Origin of the sequence: Sphingomonas sp. ASY06-1R, assembly GCF_052180265.1 — a bacterium.
GTDB lineage: Bacteria > Pseudomonadota > Alphaproteobacteria > Sphingomonadales > Sphingomonadaceae > Sphingomonas_I.
The window spans coordinates 1,735,412-1,752,900 of sequence record NZ_CP197464.1 but is presented as its reverse complement, the minus strand read 5'-3'; the positions used below and the strand labels follow the sequence as shown (position 1 = coordinate 1,752,900).

Here is a 17,489-nt window from a genome sequence, read left to right as displayed (position 1 = left end):
ACAGGGCTTTGGACCGCGCATATCGTCAGCCCCTACCTCGCGGTGGAGGATAGCGGCGATGCTATGGTCGAGCTGTATCCGGGCCTGACCCTTCTCAGCATGGAGGCCGGACCCGAGACCGTCGTGCTGGTCTTTCATCGGCGGGGTGCGGTGCCGGTTCGGATCCGATTGCGCGATGTTATCAAGGATCCATCCCGGCTACCGAAGACCGTCTCGCATCGTCATTGGGCCAACGACATGGGGTTCAACGGGCGGGGCAGCTTCGTGCTGGATACGGTCGAAGGCCGATACATACGTTTCGATCCCACGACGGGACGGGAACGGCCGGACGTACCGCCGCCGCTGCGGCACTGACATCAGTCGGCGCTGGCGCTGCCGGCATTAGGGCTGGGCGCAATTGTGCCGCGTTCGCATCTCATCCGGTCGCGCGGGTCAGAACCGTCAGCATGATCGAAGCGCGGTTGCGGAAGCCAAGGGCTTCGTACAGCGCGATCGCGCCGGCGTTGCTCGCGTAACTGTGCAGGAACGGCACTTCATCGCGCGCCAGAATGCGCGCCGCGACGATCCGCATCAGGGCAGCCGCATAGCCGCGCCCCCGATGATGAGGATGGGTACAGACCCCGCTGACCTCCGTATAGCCTTCGGGCTGCAATCGTTCGCCGGCCATGGCGATGAGCCGACCTTCATGCCTGACGCCGATAAAGCGACCCATACGATTGGTATGTTCGAAGAAGGGTCCGGGTTCGCACAGCCGCGCCAGTGCAAACATCTGGGGCGCGTCGGCGTCAGTAAGGTCTTCGAACGCTACGTCCGACGCGCGCATATCCAGTCTGTGCGCCACCATCTGCACACAGGGCGCCCGATGATGGACGATCAGACCGGGCGGCGGCACGACCGCATCACGCTCCAGCAGCCACAGGCCGTCGTCACTATAATCGAGCATGGTAAGCGCCGACCGGCTGTCCGCGCCGGCATCCGCCGCAGCCGCGAAGACGCCGATGTCGCGACGGAGCCGTACCGCCCCGTCTGCCCGCTCGCTTATGCCCGCCTGGCGCGTGGTCAACGCGCTCCAGACCGGGCGATCGAGCGGATGGTTCAGTTGGCCCGATTTCCGGTCCACTGATCCATCCAGTCGAACACCGTCTGGTACCATTGAAGGCTATTTTTCGGCTTCAGCACCCAATGATTTTGGTCCGGGAAGACGAGCAACTTGGACGGGATGTTGCGCCGTTGCAGCGCGGTGAAAGCGGCAAGCCCCTGCGTGTAGGGGATGCGGAAATCCTTCTCGCTCGTGATGACGAGCTGCGGCGTCTTCCACTTGAGGACGTCGTTGACCGGGTTCCATTTTTCGAACGCGGCGGGATCCTCATAATAAGGTTTGCCGCCATGTTCCCACTCGTCGAACCACAGTTCCTCGGTTTCATAGGCCATGGCGCGGGCATCGAACACACCGTCATGCTGCACGATGCACTTGAACCGATCCGGCCAATTGCCCTCGATCCAGTTCATCATATAGCCGCCATAGGAGCCGCCGGCGGCGCAGACATTGTCCCCGGCAAGGAAATCGAAGCGCTCCGTTGCGGCCTTCAAACCCGCTTTCAGATCGGTGAGCGGACGGCCGCCCCAGCTCTGGTTGATCGCATCGGTGAAGGCCTGGCCGTACCCCGTGCTGCCGTGAAAATCGACGGAGACGACCGCATAGCCATGCCCTGCCCACGCCATCGGGTTCCAGCGATAAGACCAGCTGTCGTTGAACGTCCCCTGCGGGCCGCCATGGACGAGGAAGGCAACCGGGGCTTTTGCCCCGGCGGCGAGCTGGGCTGGACGCAGCGCCCAGCCCCAGACGGTGTCGCCGTCGGCGCCCTTGAAGTTGAAGCGCGTCATCGCCGGCACATCCACGCCGGCCAGTTTGGCGGCGTTGACGCTGGTCAGCCGCGTCACTTTCCCGCTGGGTGCCCAGGCGTAAAGATCGGCGGGCGCCGTGATGCTGTCGAGCGCGTAGACCAGGCCGCCATTCGGTTGCACTTCGAATGCGCCGACATGCCCTGCCCCGGTCAACCGATGCGCCTGTCCGTCCGCGAGATCGACGCGGAACAGCGGAACATCCAGCGTGTCTTCGGCGGTAACGAACAGGCTGGCCGAGTTGGGCGCCCACTTCACCGATCCGACCGAGCGATCCCACTTTTCCGTGAGGGCGCGGGTCTGCCCGGTCTGCAGATCGCGCACCCACAACACCAATCGATCGGCTTCATAGCCGGCCCGCTGCATCGCGGTCCACGCCAGCCAGCGGCCATCGGGCGACACCGCGGGCGCGGTATCGGTGCCCTTATTGTCCGGCGTCAGGTTGACCGGCGGCGTCGATCCATCGGCGGGCGCGGCGAAGATATCGAGGTTGGTCGATAGCGGCTCGATCCGCCCAGCCTCCCGCAGCGCGAAATAGACCGTGCTGCCGTCACGACTCCAGGCTAGCTCCTCGCCGCCGCCCATCGGCTTGGACGGCGTGTCGCCGACCAGAGCGCCCTCGATCGCCCGGCCCGGCCCGGCCGCCTTGCCGCCGGCGAGCGGCAGCACGAAAAGCTGCGAACGCTGGCCGTCCGCCCAGCTGTCCCAATGACGGACGAACAATTGATCGTAGGTGCGACCGCTGCCCGCGTCCTTGCCCTTCTCCGCCACGCGGGCATCGAGCGACGTGGCGCCCACAGGCCGATCCGCCCAGACCAGAATGGCGTTGCCGCGCGGCGAGATCTTGAAGCCGGACAGATCATAGGCACCGGTGACCTGCGTCGGCGTTCCCCCGGCCATGGTGGCCCGCCACACGGCATTGTTCCCGTCCTTGCGATTGGACAGGAAATATAGCGCGCCATCCGGCCCGAAAGCGGGATCGCTTTCCTCCGCATCGGAAGAGGCGAACTTCTGCGGCACGCTGCCGCGGCTTTTCAAATCCAACCGCCACAAGTCTCGACGCCCCTTGTTGGCGGCCAGATCGGTTTCGCGCTGATCCCACACGACCCACCGACCATCCGGGGATATGACGGGCGCGCCCACGCGCGACAGGGCGACCAGGTCTTGCGGGGTGAACGGACGGGCGATGGACGGCGCGGCAAGCGCGGCGGCAAGCGCTAGGAACAAAAGTTTCTTCATGGGCAAGGACTAGCAAGCATTCGCACTGCCAGAAAGTGGCATCGAGTCCTGCCGTTCAGGACGGGCATCCTATGAAAGGGAGGCCACCCTGCGGCCTCCCGATCGACCCACCGATACGCCTGTCAGCTATCCTGAACTGCGGCGACGGCCATGCGGATTACGCCAATGACAACGTCCGGCTGTGAGAGCATCGGCACGTGACTGCTCGCAACCTCGGTAACTTGAGCGCCCATCCGGCTGGAGACCCAGCGTTGCAGGTCAGGATGGACCGTATGGTCCTGCGTCGCGAGCACGTACCAGCTGGGCTTGTGTCGCCAGGCGACCTGGTCGGAAGTCAGCTTCTGCTGATTAAGCACGTCGGCGTCGGGGGCGAAGTGGGTCGCCCAAACCAATTTCTGCTCCTCGTCGGGAAGATCCCCGCAGAAAAAGCGCGTGCCATCCGGTCGCAACCAGGCGCGGTCGTCCGCAATTTCTACATAGCCGAAGATGTCCGACGGATATTTGTTGAGTTGTTCCTGCACGGTTTCACCCGCATCGGGTGCCACAGCGGAGATATAAACCAATGCGGCAACCCTCGCGTCCATCCCCGCGCCGGTGATAGTCGCCCCGCCATAAGAATGACCGACCAGAATGACCGGGCTGCCCACGCGGTTCATGGTGCGCCTGATCGTCGCCAGATCCTCTTCATAAGAGTCGAGACCGTATTGGACAGCAATGACTTCAAGGCCATCGGCTTGAAGAGTTGGAATGACCTTGCTGAAACAGGAACCATCAGCCCAAAGGCCATGACAGAATATGATCGTTGGTTTCGACTTTTTTGACATCTTCGCAGCTCCTTCATGATCAAGAGCGACGGTTAAATCCCGCTTCTATTGGTGACAAAGACTTTGTACGCTCGACTTATGCCTGACAGGTATAGGAAGGGCCGATCGATGGAGCTTCGTCATCTGCGCTATTTCATAGCCGTCGCCGAGGAAGGAAGTTTGCTGAACGCTGCCCAGAGACGGCTCAACACGTCGCAGCCTTCTCTCAGCCGGCAAATTCACGATCTGGAGTTTGAAATCGGCGTCAAACTCCTTGAACGGCAGGCGCGCGGTGTCGTGCTGACCCCGCCCGGCCGCGTTTTCCTCGATCACGCCCGGCTCGCGCTGCTCCAGGTCGAAGCGGCGATCGAGGGCGCCCAACGGGCGGCACAACCGATACGACCGGTGCTCTCCATCGGGTTTCTGGTCGGGCTGGAGGTCACCTGGCTACCGCATTTATTGCGCATCATCCGCGAGGAAGAGCCTGAGATCGAAGTGACGCTGTGCAGCCTGTCCTCCCCGGAACTCGCGCTCGCCTTGATGCGTGGAAAACTCGACATGGCTTTCCTGCGCCCGGAAAAACAGAGGTTGGGGATATCCTTTAAATTATTGGCGCAGGAGCCGCTGATCGTCGTGCTGCCGGCCGGTCATCGCTTGGCATCGCAAAAACAGATCCGGGCACAGGATCTTGCCCGGGAGATTTACGTCAGCTCAGCGAGAACGTCGCCGGTGCTGCAATCCGTGATCCAGGATTATGCATCAAAGGTCGGGATTACCCTTACGCCGCGATATGAGGGGGAGAACATATCGTCGGCAATGTCGCTGGTAGCGTCCACCGGCGGCGTCACTCTCGTTCCGCTGTACGCGCAGAATATGTTGACGCCCAACGTCGTTGCCAGAGCGCTTGAGGGCATCGCGCCCACAGTCGATCTCACTCTTGGATATGCGGAAGCGAACGGATCGCCATTACTCCATCGTCTTTTGGCGCGTGCCGACGAATTGATCGAAAGCGTTCAAAATCAAAGCATCATCCGATATGCCGAGGCGCTGGCGTGAGCGTTCGGCGTCTACCTTCGTCGCAATTCGTCGCACGTCCAAACCGCCGCCCCGGCAGCCCGACAGTTCCGAGGCAATGTTGCGGCAATGCGATGCCGATATCGTAACAGGCCAATAGCCCTTTGCCCTCCTTACCCGAATGCTGCCAGCGCGGATCGGGACGGCATATTCTGGTCGTGAGGTATAATCGTGAAAGTCCTGCTCGTTGAGGACGAACTGGAATTTGCCGACACGCTGCGTCTGGCGCTCGAGCAGGAGCGCTTCATCGTCGATCATGCCGCCAGCCTGTCCGTTGCCAGGGAGGCAGCGATCACGGGGACATATGACCTGGTTTTGCTGGATCGCACCTTGCCCGATGGGGACGGGATTTCCCTCCTGGCAACGCTGCGGACCAAACATCCCGGCCTGCCGGTCATCATATTGAGCGCGCGCGGCGACGTGCTGGATCGCGTGGCCGGGCTTGACGAGGGGGCCGACGACTATCTCGTCAAGCCGTTTGCGGCCGACGAGATGTTCGCCCGGATCCGCGCGGTGCGGCGGCGTCCTTCCGAAAGAAACGAGACGGACGAGGTGCGGGTCGGCCGGCTTGTGCTGGATATGATAAACGATGAAGCCAGTGTGGATGGTGTCCGGCTGGAACTCCGGCGCCGGGAATTGCGCGTCCTGGCGTCGCTCGCGAAGCGCCGGGGAAGAACGGTCCTGCGCGAGTCGCTGGAGCAGGCGGTTTATGGGTTCGATGACGAGGTGCAGTCGAACACCCTCGATTCCCACATATCGCGCCTTCGCCGAAAGCTGACCGAGGCCGGCGCGCACGTGGAAATCCACGCGATCCGGGGCGTCGGCTACCTGCTGAAGGCGGCGTCGTGAGCGGAAAGGCCCCCTCGCTCAAGCGGCCGCTGATCATCAAGCCGCTGATCTTTCAGCTGGTGACCCTGCTCGTCTCGTGCACCTTCTTCATGGCGCTGGCACTCCGCATGGACAGTGGCGGCCTTTATACCGACGAGACGATCACGCCGGTGATCGCGCATGCCATCATCCGTCGCAGCAACGGAACGCTCGCGGTTCGTCTAACGCCCGAACTCACGAAGATCCGCGAAAAGTCTCCCGACCTGTGGTTCGTCGCCGAAGATGATAGCGGCCGCAACGTCACATTCGGCGGTGTCCCGCCCCACTATGCTTCGCTGCTCGGTCGACTGCAGAGCCTGTCCTATGCGCATCTGCGCGATCGATCAGCGCCCTATCGTTTGTCTGCCGTCATCCGACGCGAAGTCGCGCCGGCCGGGCCGGTGACCATATTGGCGCACGGCAAATTGACCGGCGTGAGCTTTATCGTGCTGCTCGCTTCGAACCTTATCGTCATCCCCGTCTTCATTCTGCTGGCGCTGATATCGCTCATCGTGACGCCGTGGATCGTTCGGCGGGCGCTGGCCGGCATTTTCAGGATCGCGCAGGAAGCCGAGCAGATCGACACGAACCGACGGGGCCGGCGGCTGAGCGAGGAGCATGTGCCAAGCGAGATCGCCCCGCTCGTTCGCGCCGTGAACGACGCGCTGCAACGGCTGGACGAGGGTTATGAACGCCAGCGCCGCTTCATCGCCTCGGCCGCGCACGAGTTGCGCACGCCGATCGCCATCCTGCGTTTGAAGGTGGACACCGCGACGGATCCGGCCACGCGCAAGCTGAGCGGCGATGTGGAGCGGCTGAGCAACCTGGCGGAGCAGATGCTCGATATCCAGCGTCTCGACAGCGAACGGCATGACGAGAGCCTCGACCTCATCGCGCTGGTACGGCGGGTCGCCGCCGATCTCGCACCGCTGCTGATAGCCGCCGAACGCAGCATCGAGGTCCAGATCGAAGACATGTCGTCCGTTCGCGGCGATGCCGGCGCCATCGAACGGGTCGTCACCAATCTTGTTCAGAATGCGATCGAGCATGGCGGACGTCACGTCGTGCTGCGCGTTACGCGAACGGGTTTCGAGGTGGAGGATGACGGCCCGGGCATACCGCCGGAGGAACGCGAACGCGTGTTCGAGCCGTTCCATCGACTCCGGCCCCGGTCCACCGGAAGCGGGCTCGGCCTCAATTTGGTCCAGCAGGTCATCGAGCGCCATGACGGTCGGGTTGCGATCATGGAGGCGCCAGGCGGCGGTGCGCTCGTTCGTGTCGAATTCGCCTCTGATGGGCTGTCCTGATCCGGGACCATGTTCACGCAATCCTGAGCTGCTTTGCTGCCAATGCCGCCGGTCGCAGCGGCCGCAGGAGATCAGGAATGAAGAGGCAGAATTTTCCCGCCCGCTACCATGCCACGATGATGCTCGCCGCGCTGTTCAGCATAGCCGTCGTCGAAAGCGCATCGGCGCAAATAAACTGGGGCCGCCGAGCGCATCGCGAAGATCGCGACACCTGCAAGCGCTTCGGCGCAGACGGCAAGGATTATACACGCTGCATGCTCGCGCAGCAGCAGCGTCGCGATAATGCGCCGCTCTATGCCGCCGAACAGCAGCGGAACAATGCGGAGGCGGCCCGGAATAATGTGGAAACGGTGCACCGGATCCGCTGCAACCGGGAAGCCAAGCGCGCACGTGAGCGCGGCGAGCGGCCGCTCCCATGCTGGTGAGATCGCGGCCGCGGATCGCCAGGGCGGCGGACATGTGCGCCTTCGCCGCCCGCTGCACCGGGCAGAAAGTGGAGAGCGGGCGATGAGCGCCCCTGTCCTGACGTTGCGGGAGCGGGACGCAATCCTGCTTGGTGTCCGTGCGGCAGAGGCGGCGCTGAGACGCGGCTCACGTCATGGCGTCCTCCTGTTATTCGCCGATCGCCAGCGGTTGGCTGCGCCCGAACTGCAAGCCTTACGCGACTATGCCGAGCTTTGCCGCGCCATGCTTGCACAGGGGCATGCCGTCCCGCCGACCAGTCTGCACGAGGCGGGATTCACCGCTGCCCAGATCGCCCTGTTCGACGCGCATATCATGGCGATGCCGGTGGACGCGCCGGCCATCCCGACACGCAACATACAGGATGCGAGGTAAGCGGCAGGCGAGCGGGCACGGCCTGTCAGCCTTGCGCGCCGCTCTGCTGACCGCGCGCCACATCGCGCGGCAGCCCGTAGCGTTCCGGAAACGGCGACATAGCGTCCCAGCCGCTGCGACTATTCCGCCGACCGGACGCGACCTAAAGTCCAACCGCGATGCATTGGCTCGAGAGGCAGTACAAGTTCATGAAAAAGCTAGAGAACTTCACAGGCGGCATTATCACGTCGATCCAGACGGAGATCGAGGAGGTGTTGGAGACGTACGAGACCGCGCTGAACGCCTCGGACATCGACACGGTGCTCTCCGTCTTCGCGCCTGATGGCGTGTTCATGCCCCCGAACCAGCCTTCCACGATTGGCACCGACGCCATCCGGGCAGCCTATGAAGGCATCTTTCAGACGATCACTTTCGATACGGAATTGACGGTCGAGGAAATTGTGCAGGTCGCGCCGGAATGGGCGTTCGTGCGGACCCATTCGAACGGGCATGTGACCATCAATGCGATCCAGCAGCGCGTCCCCGACGCCAACCACGAATTGTTCATCTTCCAAAAGGGCGATGGCAATGCGTGGAGGATCGCGCGTTACGCCTTTGCGACGACGAACCCTTTGCCCCGTTAACGGGCAAAGGCGGACCCTGGGCTCGCGCGAGGCGTTCCAACTTGGATGCTATGGCGCGACGCGCGGTGGGCGGTGCGTCGCCACAATATGGCGACTGAGACCGCGCAGTCTTTATAGCGGTCGCGGCATTCAAGCGATTTCAACGTGGGACGGAGACAGCCAAGATGAGCAATATGTGGCCACGGCTCGACTATCTGAGCTGGCAGGAAACCTGTTCCGCCCTGCATCTATATCTGCAGGTGGCCGGCAAATATCGGTTGGCCCACACGCCGTGGATCAATCATTCCTGGCATGCGACCTTCTATGTCACGCCCGTGGGGCTGATATCGTCGCCGATCCCCGATGGCCCCGGCATCGAGATCCTGTTCGACCTTCATGCGCACAAGGTCGTCGGCACGAACGGAAGCGGGCGCACGGAATCGTTCGCGCTCGAACCGATGACCGTTGCGCGCTTTCACCGCCATTTCGTGACCATGATTACCGAGCTCGGCGGAACGCCGCGCTTCGACGGCCGCCCGAACGAGGTGGCAGATCCGATCGCGTTCAAGGAGGACCATCGCGACCGGCCCTATGATCGCGACGCCGTACAGCGCTTCCATCAGGCGCTTGTGGCGATTGATCGTGTGTTCAAGGAATTCCGCAGCGCCTATCTGGGCAAGGCCAGCCCCGTCCATCTGTTCTGGGGCAGTTTCGATCTGGCCGTGACGCGGTTTTCGGGGCGGCGCGCGCCGTTACATGGCGGCGGCGTTCCGGCCCTGCCCGATGCCGTGGCGCAGGAAGCCTATGATCGAGAAGTGTCGTCGGCCGGCTTCTGGCCGGGCGGCGGTGGCGTCGACCATCCGACTTTCTACGCCTACGCCTATCCGGCGCCGCCAGGATTTGGGCAAGCGCCGGTGCGGCCCGACGCGGCCTTCTGGCATGAGGGCCTTTCGGAATTCGTCCTGCCTTACGAAGCGGTACAGTCGGCCGAGGATGGCGATCGCGCGCTGATGGCGTTCCTCACATCGACCTACGATGCCGCCGCCGACCTGGGCGACTGGGACCGCGATCTTCTGGAATGCGCGCGAGGGCGGCCGGGCAAGGTGCGGCCTGCGGATCCGGTGAAACCGGAATAGCAGCCCGGCACGCCGAGGTTTTCAGGGCCGGCGGCGTCAAGGGCGTGAAAAGCATCGGGCTTTACGGATCCGCCCGCAGCATCCTGGGTCGTGCCGCATCGGCAGGTCCCGCCCCTACCCCAGTTCCGTTCGTGGTCCGTTTTCGCGGCGTACTCCGGCGCCCGCCCGGGACCAGGCCTTCCGTACTGCGCCACGTGGGCCTATGCTGTCGGGCATGTTTACCGCTCTTGATGCCGCGCCGGAGCAGCTTGATCCGGACGAGCAGACATTCGTCGCCGAGGTCAGGGAACATGGCTGGTTCCACACCAACGTCTTTGCGGAGAACGGATCGCCTGGCTTCTCCTATACGACGGGATGGTGGATCAATATTGGCCAGCCGGAAGTCGTCGCCTTCGGCATGAAGAGCGAGGTTGCGCACGCGGTGTTGTGGGATCTTTTCCGCGATGCCAAGGCTGGCGGCAGCGTGCCCACCGGCCTCAGCAATCACGTCTTCGCCAACATCCCGGCCTACCTGTTTCCTGTCGCCGGCCGGCATTATCCCGACCATCTTGGCTGGAGCCGATGGTTCTATGGTGGCGATACGTTCCCCTGCCTCCACCTTGTCTGGTCCGATCGGGACGGCCGCTTTCCCTGGCAATCCGGCTTCGATCCTACCCTGGCGGGCCTGCAACCGGACCTGACCGAAAATGGCTGGCTGGCTTCGCTGGCCCACTGAGCGCGCGCAACGCGATCATTGTCAGGCCAGCCGCCACGACCCAAGCGGCCTATGTCGATGGCGGCGTTTGCGCACGTAGCCGAAACGCCACTCTACAGATTATCCGCCCGCGCCGCCGGCCGGACAGGCGCCAACGCGGCGGCCGCTATCGCGCCCTCGGAAATCCACCGTCACGTCGCCGCTGCGCGCCTGACCCGAGAAGCTGAAGTCGAATCCGTTCGCGTCATATGGGCCGGCACCATCAATGCGGACGGTGGGATAGCGGCTGTCGGTGCAGGCGCCCGCGGCGGAGATCTGTCCGTTCGCCATGGCAAAACGGGCGAAGCGGCACCGGATGGACTTGCTGGCCAGCAGAAAACGTTGCGGGTCGGCAAAGGCGGCCGCCGTATAGCAATCGCGATAGGGCGGCGGCGACGGCAGCATGGCTTGCGCCTGCTCGGCGACGAGCGACGAGCCGCTCACGCGGTCGACCACGTAAACGATGGTATGCTCCCACAGTCCGGGCGACAGAGGCGGCGCTGGCGCCGCGGCCAGCAGGAAGGGAAGCGGGATCACGGCATGGAGGAGTTTACGCATGCCCGTCCGAACGCGAGGATTGGCGATCGGCTGCTCCGACGGGGGTGATTTTCGCCGAAGCGGTAAATCTCCCCGATGCCCGAGGAGGTCGACCGCGCCGCCGGCCTCGGCGTCACGCGTGCCTAATCGAGGTCCATCCGGTCGACATCCACCCGCAGCCGCGACATTTGCCCGGCCAGATCGTTCATCATGAGATGGCCGCCATAGGCCGCCCAGCTATCGCGGACGACCTTGGGGCTTCCCGCATCGGCCCATGGCGCGTCGCACGTCTTCCAGCCCGCCGGATCCTTGCGCCAAAAGACGATATTGTCGTTGACCCGGCTGGCATCGCGATGGCGATACACCCATCGAAGCTCCGCACCGGTGATGGTGCGGTGCTTGCTGGTACCATGTTTATATTCGTCGCCCCCCAGCCCTTTATGATCCTTGGCCGGAACATGTTCGTCCAGTCCCTCGACAACGAAATGCACCCGCCGCACATCATCCTCACGCGTGGGTGCAAACATCAGCCAATCGAGGCCCCCCTTGCACTTCTGCTTCGCGATATGATGGGTCACCGGACGCGCGGCGCCGGCCCATTGCGCTTCGTTGGACAGATCCAGACCATTGTCGGCCGAATTCACCACGTCGGGATAGCGGCGCCGCAACGCCTCGATGAAGCGACGATCATGCTGCAAGGTTTGCGCAGTATGCCGACTGGCGGAGGCAATGTCATACTGGTCGATGAAGATGGGCGTACCGCCGTCGATGCGGTCATTGTCCTTCAGCCACTTGACGAACTCGCCGCGGGGGTTGGCCAATCCGTAAATCAGGTCCTCGCGCTGAAACTCGAGCGCGTCTTGATCGACCATCAGGGCATCGCCGCCCGACGCCGTGCGCGGTGTGTTTTGCTCCATCGCGCGTTAGATTAGATCATGGGCGCCGGCCGGCAATCGTCAGTGCGTTACGATTGTCACGCGGGCCGATCTGGCTTCAGGCCTGCCCTCCCTCCTCCGCCCCTTGGTGCCCGGCGGCTCGATGCGCCCGGGCAGCGGGTTGGCGATGGCTTCAGGGCACGATCTCCAACTTGACGGCGAGCGCGCAAAGTTTCGGATCCGGCTTAAGCGCCTTTGCCAGATCCTCCTCCCCAGCGGATTTCTGGCCAAGACGCAGCCGATGCGCGCGAGCATCGGTACGGCGTCATGGCGTCAGTCTCGGTCGGCCAGGAAACCTTCGGCCATGAGGCGGAAGGCGTGGATCGCCTTGGGGAGGACGAGGCGCGGTGTGTCACTGGCCGCCACCCACAGCGCGGCATTGAACGCAGCACCGCTGAGCAGGCGGGACGCGACATCGATATCGACGGGCTTCATGACGCCGTCCGCAATCAATTTGGCGACGGTCTGCTTGGTGCCGCTCAAGCAGGCATTCTGGCTGGGCCAGCCGGACGGGTCGCCCAGAAAGGCCGGGCCATCCAGCAGGACGATCCGTTGCACCTCCGGCTCCAGGGCCAATTCGATATAGGCCGCCGCCTCCGTCAGAAGCCGATCCCAATCATTGGCCGCTGCAGCTGCGGCGCGCTGCGCGCGCGCGGCCATCTCGCCGTCGACCTGCGCCACGACCGCCGCGAGCAGCCCCTTTTTATCTCCGAAGCCGTGATAAAGCGCGCCGCGGGTAAGGCCGACTTCGGCCGTGAGATCGTCCATCGATGCCTTGGCGAAACCGGACGCCGCAAAGGCCCTTCGTCCCGCACCGATCAGCTTGGCGCGGTTTTCTTCGGCAGTTTCGGCGCGGCGTTTAACGGCCACAATATTTCCTTTCACATACGGATCGTATGTGAACTTGACCCGAGGGTCGTTTGAGTTCATATACGCGCCGTATGTTACTGCTCTCGCATCGTTGGAATGTCCAGCGGTGCGGATCGGGCAGGTTCGCCGGATTCTGAAAGGACGATGATATGAGCAAGCGTGACGTTATATTTCCTGCCAACCCGCATGCGCTCTATGCAGAGCATGGCTATTCGCCTGCGGTGCGATCGGACAATCTGCTGTTCGTTTCAGGCCAGGTTGGCGCGCGCGCAGACGGATCGCCCGAACCGGACTTCGAGGCGCAGGTCCGCTTGGCATTTGCCAGTCTGGAGGCCGTGTTGCGTGCCGCAGGCTTGGGGTTTGACGACATCATCGACGTCACGACGTTCCACATCGATCCGGAGACGCAATTCGAGACAGTCATGGCGGTGAAGCGCGAGATATTCGCAGACGCGCCCTACCCGACCTGGACCGCGATCGGCGTCAATTGGCTCGCAGGCTTCGATTTCGAGATCAAGGTGATCGCCCGCATTCCGGATTGATGGCCGGGCACGGCCGACGACGAAAAGCGCCGGGCGCTAGCGGCCGATCGCGCGGGCGACTTCGCGGGTGACGACGCGCTCGACCAGATCGGGAAGATTGGCGTCCAGCCACTCCTTCAGCATCGGGCGCAGCAGTTCGCGGACCAGGCCGTCGAGCGTATTGTCGGCCGCACGCGGGTCGATCGACATGCCGGACAAGGCGGCCAGCGCCGCCTTGCTGGCCTGCGCCGTTTCACCCGAGATGATCGCATCGCCGGCCGGCGCCGTCCCGAGCTCGAGGACGTCCTCGGCAGGAGAAGGCGGCTCGACCGCGTTGGTCGGAAAGCGGCGCGCAGCCTCGACATCCGCGCTGATGATGCGCTTGATCGATGCGAGCACGTCTTCCATCGACTGTTCGGGCGCCCCTTCGTTCATGACGCGACGGTTATCGCTTATTGTGGCGGCGGTGTCACGGCCCGGTTCGGATCAGCTTCCGGATCGTATGGCGCGACGTCCGGATCCGCGGGGGTTGGGCCGGTCGTATGCGTGCCGCGCGGCGAATATGTCGGCTGCTCGCTCCAATCGCCGAGCCAGTTGCTGACATGATTATAATTGCTCATCGGATCATAGAGCGATCCGCCATCGAGGCCGAGGTCGCGTGCCTCCGCCTCCCCCATGGCGTTCAGCAAGGCGAAGCCCGCGACATATTGGTCATATTGCGCACTGACCAGATTGACCTGCGCGTTCAGCAATTCCTGCTCGGCATTCAGCACTTCCAGCACGGTGCGCGTGCCGACCCGGTTCTCCGCGCGGACGCCCTCCAGCGCGAGTTCGTTGGCGGAAACGGCCTGCCGGTTGGCGTCGATCGCCTCGGCCGCGGCGCGATAGCTGGCGAAAGCGGCGCGCGTATTGGCAATGACCTGGCGTTCGGTATCGATGCCCTGTTCGACCGCCTGGTTCTGCACGGCCTGTGCCTGGCGCACACGCGCACCGACCAGCCCGCCCTGATACAGCGGCAGGTTCAGCTGGACGCCGACCGAGTTCGAGCCTTGCGAATTGTCCCCCCCAAAGCCCCCGGAAATCTGGTTAATCGTACCCAGATAATTGTTATAGTTGGTCCCGCCGATCGCCGAGACGGTGGGAAGCCGCTGGGCCCGCGCGGCGCGCACGTCGAAACCTGCCGCCTGCGTGATCGCGCCCGCCGCCTGAAGCGAAGGGCTGTCCTTGAGCGCGATATCCACCGCCTGATCCGGTGTTGCGGGCAATTTGGGCAAGGCCGGCGGCTCTGCCAGCGTCTCCGGCCAGATGCCGATCACGCGACGGAACGTCTCACGGCTGCCGGTGAGATTGCCCTGCGCGATCGATAGCTGACTGCGGGCGAGACTGAGCCGGGCCTCGGATTGGGCCACGTCGGTGCGCGTGAGATCGCCAACTTGGAAGCGATCACGGCTCGCCTTCAAATTGGTGTTGAGCACGGCGACATTCTTCTTGTTGAGATCGACGATCGAAGAGTCGCGGATCACCGCCATATAGGCCGCCACCACCTGGGTGAAGATATTGCCCTCGGTCGTGCGCAGATCGGCACGGCCGCCGGCCACCCGCGATTCGGCAGCGTTGATCGCATTCTTGACGCGGCCGCCCTGAAACAAGGGGTAAGAAAGATTCAGCTGAGCCGTCAGCGTCCGTCCACCGCTGTTCAGCCGCGTGATGCCGTTGGTATTCTGGCTGAGCCCCAACGTGGTCGATGCCTGTACGCGCGACTGTGCCTTCGCGATCGGCACGCCTTCGTCGGTGGCGCGCAATTGCGCGCGCGCCGCGTTCAAGGCCGGGCTGGAATTATAGGTTGCAATGAATGCTTCTTGTAATGTCGTTGCCAGAGCCGGCGTTCCCAGCGCCACCCCCCCCAGCAATCCAACGATGATCCTCCCCCCCACACGCATCAGAAAGTAAATCCCTTTCTCACTGCAAAGCCCGGCAGCACCGGTGCTTCGGCATCTGCGAACGTAATCATACCGAAGGCGCCGCCCGCCTTCCGCCCGATCGCCAGGCGCGTGATGCCATCTTCGACGATCGGCGCGGCAATGCGGCCGCCATCGACCAATTGGGCGACGATCGCGGGTGGCACCTGCTCTACCGCGCCATCGAACAGGATCAGATCGTAGAGCGCGGCTTCGGGCCAACCGGCCCCCAACGGACCCGAGACGGGCGTGACCTGCGCCGGCAGCGACGCGTCCGCCAGCAGCGACGCATCTTCCTCCAGCGCGATCACCGATGCCGCGAGGGTCGCGAGAACGGCCGCCGCATAGCCGGTATTCGCCCCGACGACGAGCACGCGATCGCTCGGCTTGACCCGCGCTTCGGTGAGCAAACGCCCCAATATCATCGGCGCCGGAATCGATCGGCCCGGTGCGACCGCCAAGGCGGTGTCGAGATAGGCAATTGCCGCCTGCGCGGCGGGAACGTAGCGCTCGCGCGGCACTTCGCCCATCGCAGCGACGACGCGCGGATCGTTTACCGCGGTCGTCCGCAACTGACTGTCCACCATCGCCCGCCGCATCTGTTCGAAATTATGTTCGGTCACTGTCGCCGCCCTCTTGAGGTGTCTTATTCATACAAGACACTGCGCCTGAAGGCAACGGCCTTACCGAACACCATAGTCGAGGCCAAGGGAGCATGATTCATGCCAGCTCGTCTTATCGCGCGTTGCCCGATCCGGCCCTCAATGCGCCGTCCGAAAATGGGCAAATCGCGCGCTTCCTGTCCGGGATCGGACAGCGCGCTCAGATTGTCCCGCCGCGTCTGCACCGCTAAACCGGCGCCGGCGCGATCCGCTGGTTTCGCAACGATGCGTCGGGGGTCTTTCGCTATGTCCGCCAAATTCTTCGCCGCCGCCATCGCGCTTGTCGGCCTGCTGGCCGCGCCGGCCCGGGCAGACGATGTCAGCGCCGGCGTGGCGCCAGGGCCGCTCATGGCGGCGCCCGCCGGGCGGACCAGCGTCACAGCCGTCCGCGTGGCGCTTGCCGGCCGCCAGATCGAGGTCGCAACCGCGCTCTCGGTCGCGCGTGGCCCGGTGAGGTTGCAGCTGGATCTGCCGCGCTTTGGGTGGCTGGGCGAGGCGGAAACCTATCCCGATCGTCATTTCCCCGAATTGACGATCGCTGTCGACGGCCGGCCGGCCCGGACCCCTCCGTCCTTCTCGGCCTGGAAAGGCGGCCGCGATGTCACCGCCCTCGTCCGGGCGGCCGGGGTGGATCCGTTCGCGGTCGCGGACACGCCGCCGATCGTCGCGCCGGTCAAGGGCAAGCAGCCCGCCTTCGACGCCCTGCTTGCGGCGGGGCTAGTCACCCGCGCCCCCGAAGGCCTGCTGGCTGGCTGGGAGGTGCAGCGGCATATTGCCGTGCCGCTGAGCGCCGGCCGGCACGATGTGGTGGTGCGGTACAAAGCGCGGCAGGCGTTGACGCTGGCGCAGATCCCGGCGCCGGGCGACGCCGCAATGTGGGCCGATTTCTGCCTGACCCCGGGCAGCGCCGCCGCCCTGCTGCAACATCATCGCAACGGACGCACGGTGGCGATGGATCGATATTCGATCCCGGTCGGCGTGAACGGACAGGCGCCGCTCCAAATCAGCCTGCGGATGAAGGCACCGCCGGCGGGCGCGCTGACTTTGGTCTGCGGCGCGAATGGGCGGCCGGCGATCAATGCGGCGGGCGAACACCCGGTACGGGCCGGCCGGGATCATGCGCTGCACATATTATATGTATCGGCGATCCGCTGATCGACAGGTTCGGCCGCAGCACCGACGCGGACCCGCCACCTGCGCTTTGTTGCCGATACGGGTTGTTCATCCCAACCGCCGCAGCTATGGGGCTGCGTCCCGGCACGTCGCTGCCAGGAAACGGAGTGCGAACTCCACCCGTCGAATTCAGAAATTCTGCCTGATTTCGACGCTTGAGGCCCGATGGCGGAGTGGTGACGCAGAGGACTGCAAATCCTTGCACCCGGGTTCGATTCCCGGTCGGGCCTCCATCTTCCCCGCCCTGCGCCTGCGGGAAGAAACGCGCGCGGTGGCACGTTTTCACCAGAATCAGATCTTAGGTTCGCCGCCTTTGCGGGGACGCATGACTTG

General features: G+C 64.0%; 20 protein-coding genes and 1 tRNA gene. 12 read left to right on the top strand and 9 right to left on the bottom strand.

Going from position 1 to position 17,489, the window contains the following annotated elements; translation table 11 throughout:
• Positions 1-63 precede the first annotated feature (63 nt).
• Complete coding sequence (locus tag ACSBM8_RS08540; RefSeq protein ID WP_442681199.1) at positions 64-354, top strand: hypothetical protein; 291 nt, start codon at positions 64-66, stop codon at positions 352-354.
• 61 nt (positions 355-415) lie between these two features.
• Here ACSBM8_RS08540 and ACSBM8_RS08535 read toward each other — a convergent pair whose 3' ends face one another.
• From ACSBM8_RS08535 to ACSBM8_RS08525, 3 genes are all read right to left on the bottom strand, one after another.
• Positions 416-1,120 (bottom strand): GNAT family N-acetyltransferase, encoded by a 705-nt coding sequence (locus ACSBM8_RS08535; protein WP_442681198.1) that lies wholly within the window; start codon positions 1,118-1,120, stop codon positions 416-418.
• Positions 1,096-3,141 carry a prolyl oligopeptidase family serine peptidase gene (locus tag ACSBM8_RS08530; RefSeq protein WP_442681197.1) on the bottom strand — a complete coding sequence of 682 codons (2,046 nt, stop codon included), beginning with the start codon at positions 3,139-3,141 and terminating at the stop codon, positions 1,096-1,098. The genes ACSBM8_RS08535 and ACSBM8_RS08530 overlap by 25 nt, the downstream gene beginning before the upstream one ends.
• Positions 3,142-3,263: 122 nt before the next feature.
• A complete protein-coding gene (locus ACSBM8_RS08525; protein ID WP_442681196.1) occupies positions 3,264-3,965 on the bottom strand; it encodes an alpha/beta hydrolase in 702 nt (233 codons plus the stop codon).
• 108 nt (positions 3,966-4,073) lie between these two features.
• On the opposite strand from ACSBM8_RS08525, the gene ACSBM8_RS08520 reads away from it, so the two are divergent.
• From ACSBM8_RS08520 to ACSBM8_RS08485, 8 genes are all read left to right on the top strand, one after another.
• Positions 4,074-5,000, top strand: a complete 927-nt coding sequence (locus ACSBM8_RS08520; RefSeq protein WP_442681195.1) for a LysR family transcriptional regulator — start codon at positions 4,074-4,076, stop codon at positions 4,998-5,000.
• A 189-nt stretch (positions 5,001-5,189) separates the two neighbouring features.
• Positions 5,190-5,867 carry a response regulator gene (locus tag ACSBM8_RS08515; RefSeq protein ID WP_442681194.1) on the top strand — a complete coding sequence of 226 codons (678 nt, stop codon included), beginning with the start codon at positions 5,190-5,192 and terminating at the stop codon, positions 5,865-5,867.
• Entirely contained in the window at positions 5,864-7,192 is a 1,329-nt protein-coding gene (locus ACSBM8_RS08510; RefSeq protein WP_442681193.1) for a sensor histidine kinase, read from the top strand. Before ACSBM8_RS08515 ends, ACSBM8_RS08510 begins: the two co-directional genes overlap by 4 nt.
• 77 nt (positions 7,193-7,269) lie before the next feature.
• Complete coding sequence (locus ACSBM8_RS08505) at positions 7,270-7,617, top strand: hypothetical protein (protein WP_442681192.1); 348 nt, start codon at positions 7,270-7,272, stop codon at positions 7,615-7,617.
• Positions 7,618-7,699: 82 nt separating this feature from the next.
• The gene (locus ACSBM8_RS08500) at positions 7,700-8,029 is read left to right on the top strand and encodes a hypothetical protein (protein WP_442681191.1); all 330 of its coding nucleotides are present in this window, start codon (positions 7,700-7,702) and stop codon (positions 8,027-8,029) included.
• Positions 8,030-8,217: 188 nt separating this feature from the next.
• Positions 8,218-8,652, top strand: a complete 435-nt coding sequence (locus ACSBM8_RS08495; RefSeq protein WP_442681190.1) for a YybH family protein — start codon at positions 8,218-8,220, stop codon at positions 8,650-8,652.
• Between the two features lie 164 nt (positions 8,653-8,816).
• A complete protein-coding gene (locus ACSBM8_RS08490; RefSeq protein ID WP_442681189.1) occupies positions 8,817-9,767 on the top strand; it encodes a DUF5996 family protein in 951 nt (316 codons plus the stop codon).
• A 214-nt stretch (positions 9,768-9,981) separates the two neighbouring features.
• Positions 9,982-10,482: a DUF4262 domain-containing protein gene (locus ACSBM8_RS08485; protein ID WP_442681188.1), complete on the top strand. Its 501-nt coding sequence runs from the start codon at positions 9,982-9,984 to the stop codon at positions 10,480-10,482.
• 99 nt (positions 10,483-10,581) lie between these two features.
• On the opposite strand, the gene ACSBM8_RS08480 is transcribed toward ACSBM8_RS08485, so the two are convergent.
• The 3 genes from ACSBM8_RS08480 to ACSBM8_RS08470 form a co-directional block, all read right to left on the bottom strand.
• Complete coding sequence (locus ACSBM8_RS08480) at positions 10,582-11,058, bottom strand: DUF3617 domain-containing protein (RefSeq protein ID WP_442681187.1); 477 nt, start codon at positions 11,056-11,058, stop codon at positions 10,582-10,584.
• Positions 11,059-11,180: 122 nt separating this feature from the next.
• Positions 11,181-11,954, bottom strand: a complete 774-nt coding sequence (locus ACSBM8_RS08475; protein ID WP_442681186.1) for a hypothetical protein — start codon at positions 11,952-11,954, stop codon at positions 11,181-11,183.
• A gap of 291 nt (positions 11,955-12,245) precedes the next feature.
• A complete protein-coding gene (locus ACSBM8_RS08470; protein WP_442681185.1) occupies positions 12,246-12,842 on the bottom strand; it encodes a TetR/AcrR family transcriptional regulator in 597 nt (198 codons plus the stop codon).
• 149 nt (positions 12,843-12,991) lie between these two features.
• Here ACSBM8_RS08470 and ACSBM8_RS08465 point away from each other — a divergent pair, with 149 nt between their 5' ends.
• The gene (locus ACSBM8_RS08465) at positions 12,992-13,384 is read left to right on the top strand and encodes a RidA family protein (protein ID WP_442681184.1); all 393 of its coding nucleotides are present in this window, start codon (positions 12,992-12,994) and stop codon (positions 13,382-13,384) included.
• Between the two features lie 36 nt (positions 13,385-13,420).
• Here ACSBM8_RS08465 and ACSBM8_RS08460 read toward each other — a convergent pair whose 3' ends face one another.
• The 3 genes from ACSBM8_RS08460 to ACSBM8_RS08450 are packed head-to-tail and all read right to left on the bottom strand — an operon-like array spanning position 13,421 to position 15,944.
• On the bottom strand, positions 13,421-13,798 hold the full coding sequence (locus ACSBM8_RS08460; protein ID WP_442681183.1) for a DUF2497 domain-containing protein: 378 nt from the start codon (positions 13,796-13,798) through the stop codon (positions 13,421-13,423).
• 17 nt (positions 13,799-13,815) lie between these two features.
• Positions 13,816-15,303: a TolC family outer membrane protein gene (locus tag ACSBM8_RS08455; RefSeq protein WP_442681182.1), complete on the bottom strand. Its 1,488-nt coding sequence runs from the start codon at positions 15,301-15,303 to the stop codon at positions 13,816-13,818.
• Positions 15,303-15,944, bottom strand: a complete 642-nt coding sequence (locus ACSBM8_RS08450; RefSeq protein WP_442681181.1) for a protein-L-isoaspartate O-methyltransferase family protein — start codon at positions 15,942-15,944, stop codon at positions 15,303-15,305. Before ACSBM8_RS08450 ends, ACSBM8_RS08455 begins: the two co-directional genes overlap by 1 nt.
• Before the next feature lie 285 nt (positions 15,945-16,229).
• Here ACSBM8_RS08450 and ACSBM8_RS08445 point away from each other — a divergent pair, with 285 nt between their 5' ends.
• Complete coding sequence (locus tag ACSBM8_RS08445) at positions 16,230-17,138, top strand: hypothetical protein (protein WP_442681180.1); 909 nt, start codon at positions 16,230-16,232, stop codon at positions 17,136-17,138.
• A gap of 177 nt (positions 17,139-17,315) precedes the next feature.
• A tRNA-Cys gene (locus ACSBM8_RS08440) sits at positions 17,316-17,389 on the top strand.
• Positions 17,390-17,489 lie beyond the last annotated feature (100 nt).

What these genes read in the sequence shown, in the direction of transcription:
- ACSBM8_RS08540 (WP_442681199.1), top strand. Translation starts at nt 64, where the DNA reads ATGGTCGAGCTGTATCCGGGCCTGACCCTTCTCAGCATGGAGGCCGGA.
- ACSBM8_RS08530 (WP_442681197.1), bottom strand. Translation starts at nt 3,141, where the DNA reads ATGAAGAAACTTTTGTTCCTAGCGCTTGCCGCCGCGCTTGCCGCGCCG.
- ACSBM8_RS08525 (WP_442681196.1), bottom strand. Translation starts at nt 3,965, where the DNA reads ATGTCAAAAAAGTCGAAACCAACGATCATATTCTGTCATGGCCTTTGG.
- ACSBM8_RS08520 (WP_442681195.1), top strand. Translation starts at nt 4,074, where the DNA reads ATGGAGCTTCGTCATCTGCGCTATTTCATAGCCGTCGCCGAGGAAGGA.
- ACSBM8_RS08505 (WP_442681192.1), top strand. Translation starts at nt 7,270, where the DNA reads ATGAAGAGGCAGAATTTTCCCGCCCGCTACCATGCCACGATGATGCTC.
- ACSBM8_RS08500 (WP_442681191.1), top strand. Translation starts at nt 7,700, where the DNA reads ATGAGCGCCCCTGTCCTGACGTTGCGGGAGCGGGACGCAATCCTGCTT.
- ACSBM8_RS08495 (WP_442681190.1), top strand. Translation starts at nt 8,218, where the DNA reads ATGAAAAAGCTAGAGAACTTCACAGGCGGCATTATCACGTCGATCCAG.
- ACSBM8_RS08490 (WP_442681189.1), top strand. Translation starts at nt 8,817, where the DNA reads ATGAGCAATATGTGGCCACGGCTCGACTATCTGAGCTGGCAGGAAACC.
- ACSBM8_RS08485 (WP_442681188.1), top strand. Translation starts at nt 9,982, where the DNA reads ATGTTTACCGCTCTTGATGCCGCGCCGGAGCAGCTTGATCCGGACGAG.
- ACSBM8_RS08480 (WP_442681187.1), bottom strand. Translation starts at nt 11,058, where the DNA reads ATGCGTAAACTCCTCCATGCCGTGATCCCGCTTCCCTTCCTGCTGGCC.
- ACSBM8_RS08475 (WP_442681186.1), bottom strand. Translation starts at nt 11,954, where the DNA reads ATGGAGCAAAACACACCGCGCACGGCGTCGGGCGGCGATGCCCTGATG.
- ACSBM8_RS08465 (WP_442681184.1), top strand. Translation starts at nt 12,992, where the DNA reads ATGAGCAAGCGTGACGTTATATTTCCTGCCAACCCGCATGCGCTCTAT.
- ACSBM8_RS08460 (WP_442681183.1), bottom strand. Translation starts at nt 13,798, where the DNA reads ATGAACGAAGGGGCGCCCGAACAGTCGATGGAAGACGTGCTCGCATCG.
- ACSBM8_RS08455 (WP_442681182.1), bottom strand. Translation starts at nt 15,303, where the DNA reads ATGCGTGTGGGGGGGAGGATCATCGTTGGATTGCTGGGGGGGGTGGCG.
- ACSBM8_RS08445 (WP_442681180.1), top strand. Translation starts at nt 16,230, where the DNA reads ATGTCCGCCAAATTCTTCGCCGCCGCCATCGCGCTTGTCGGCCTGCTG.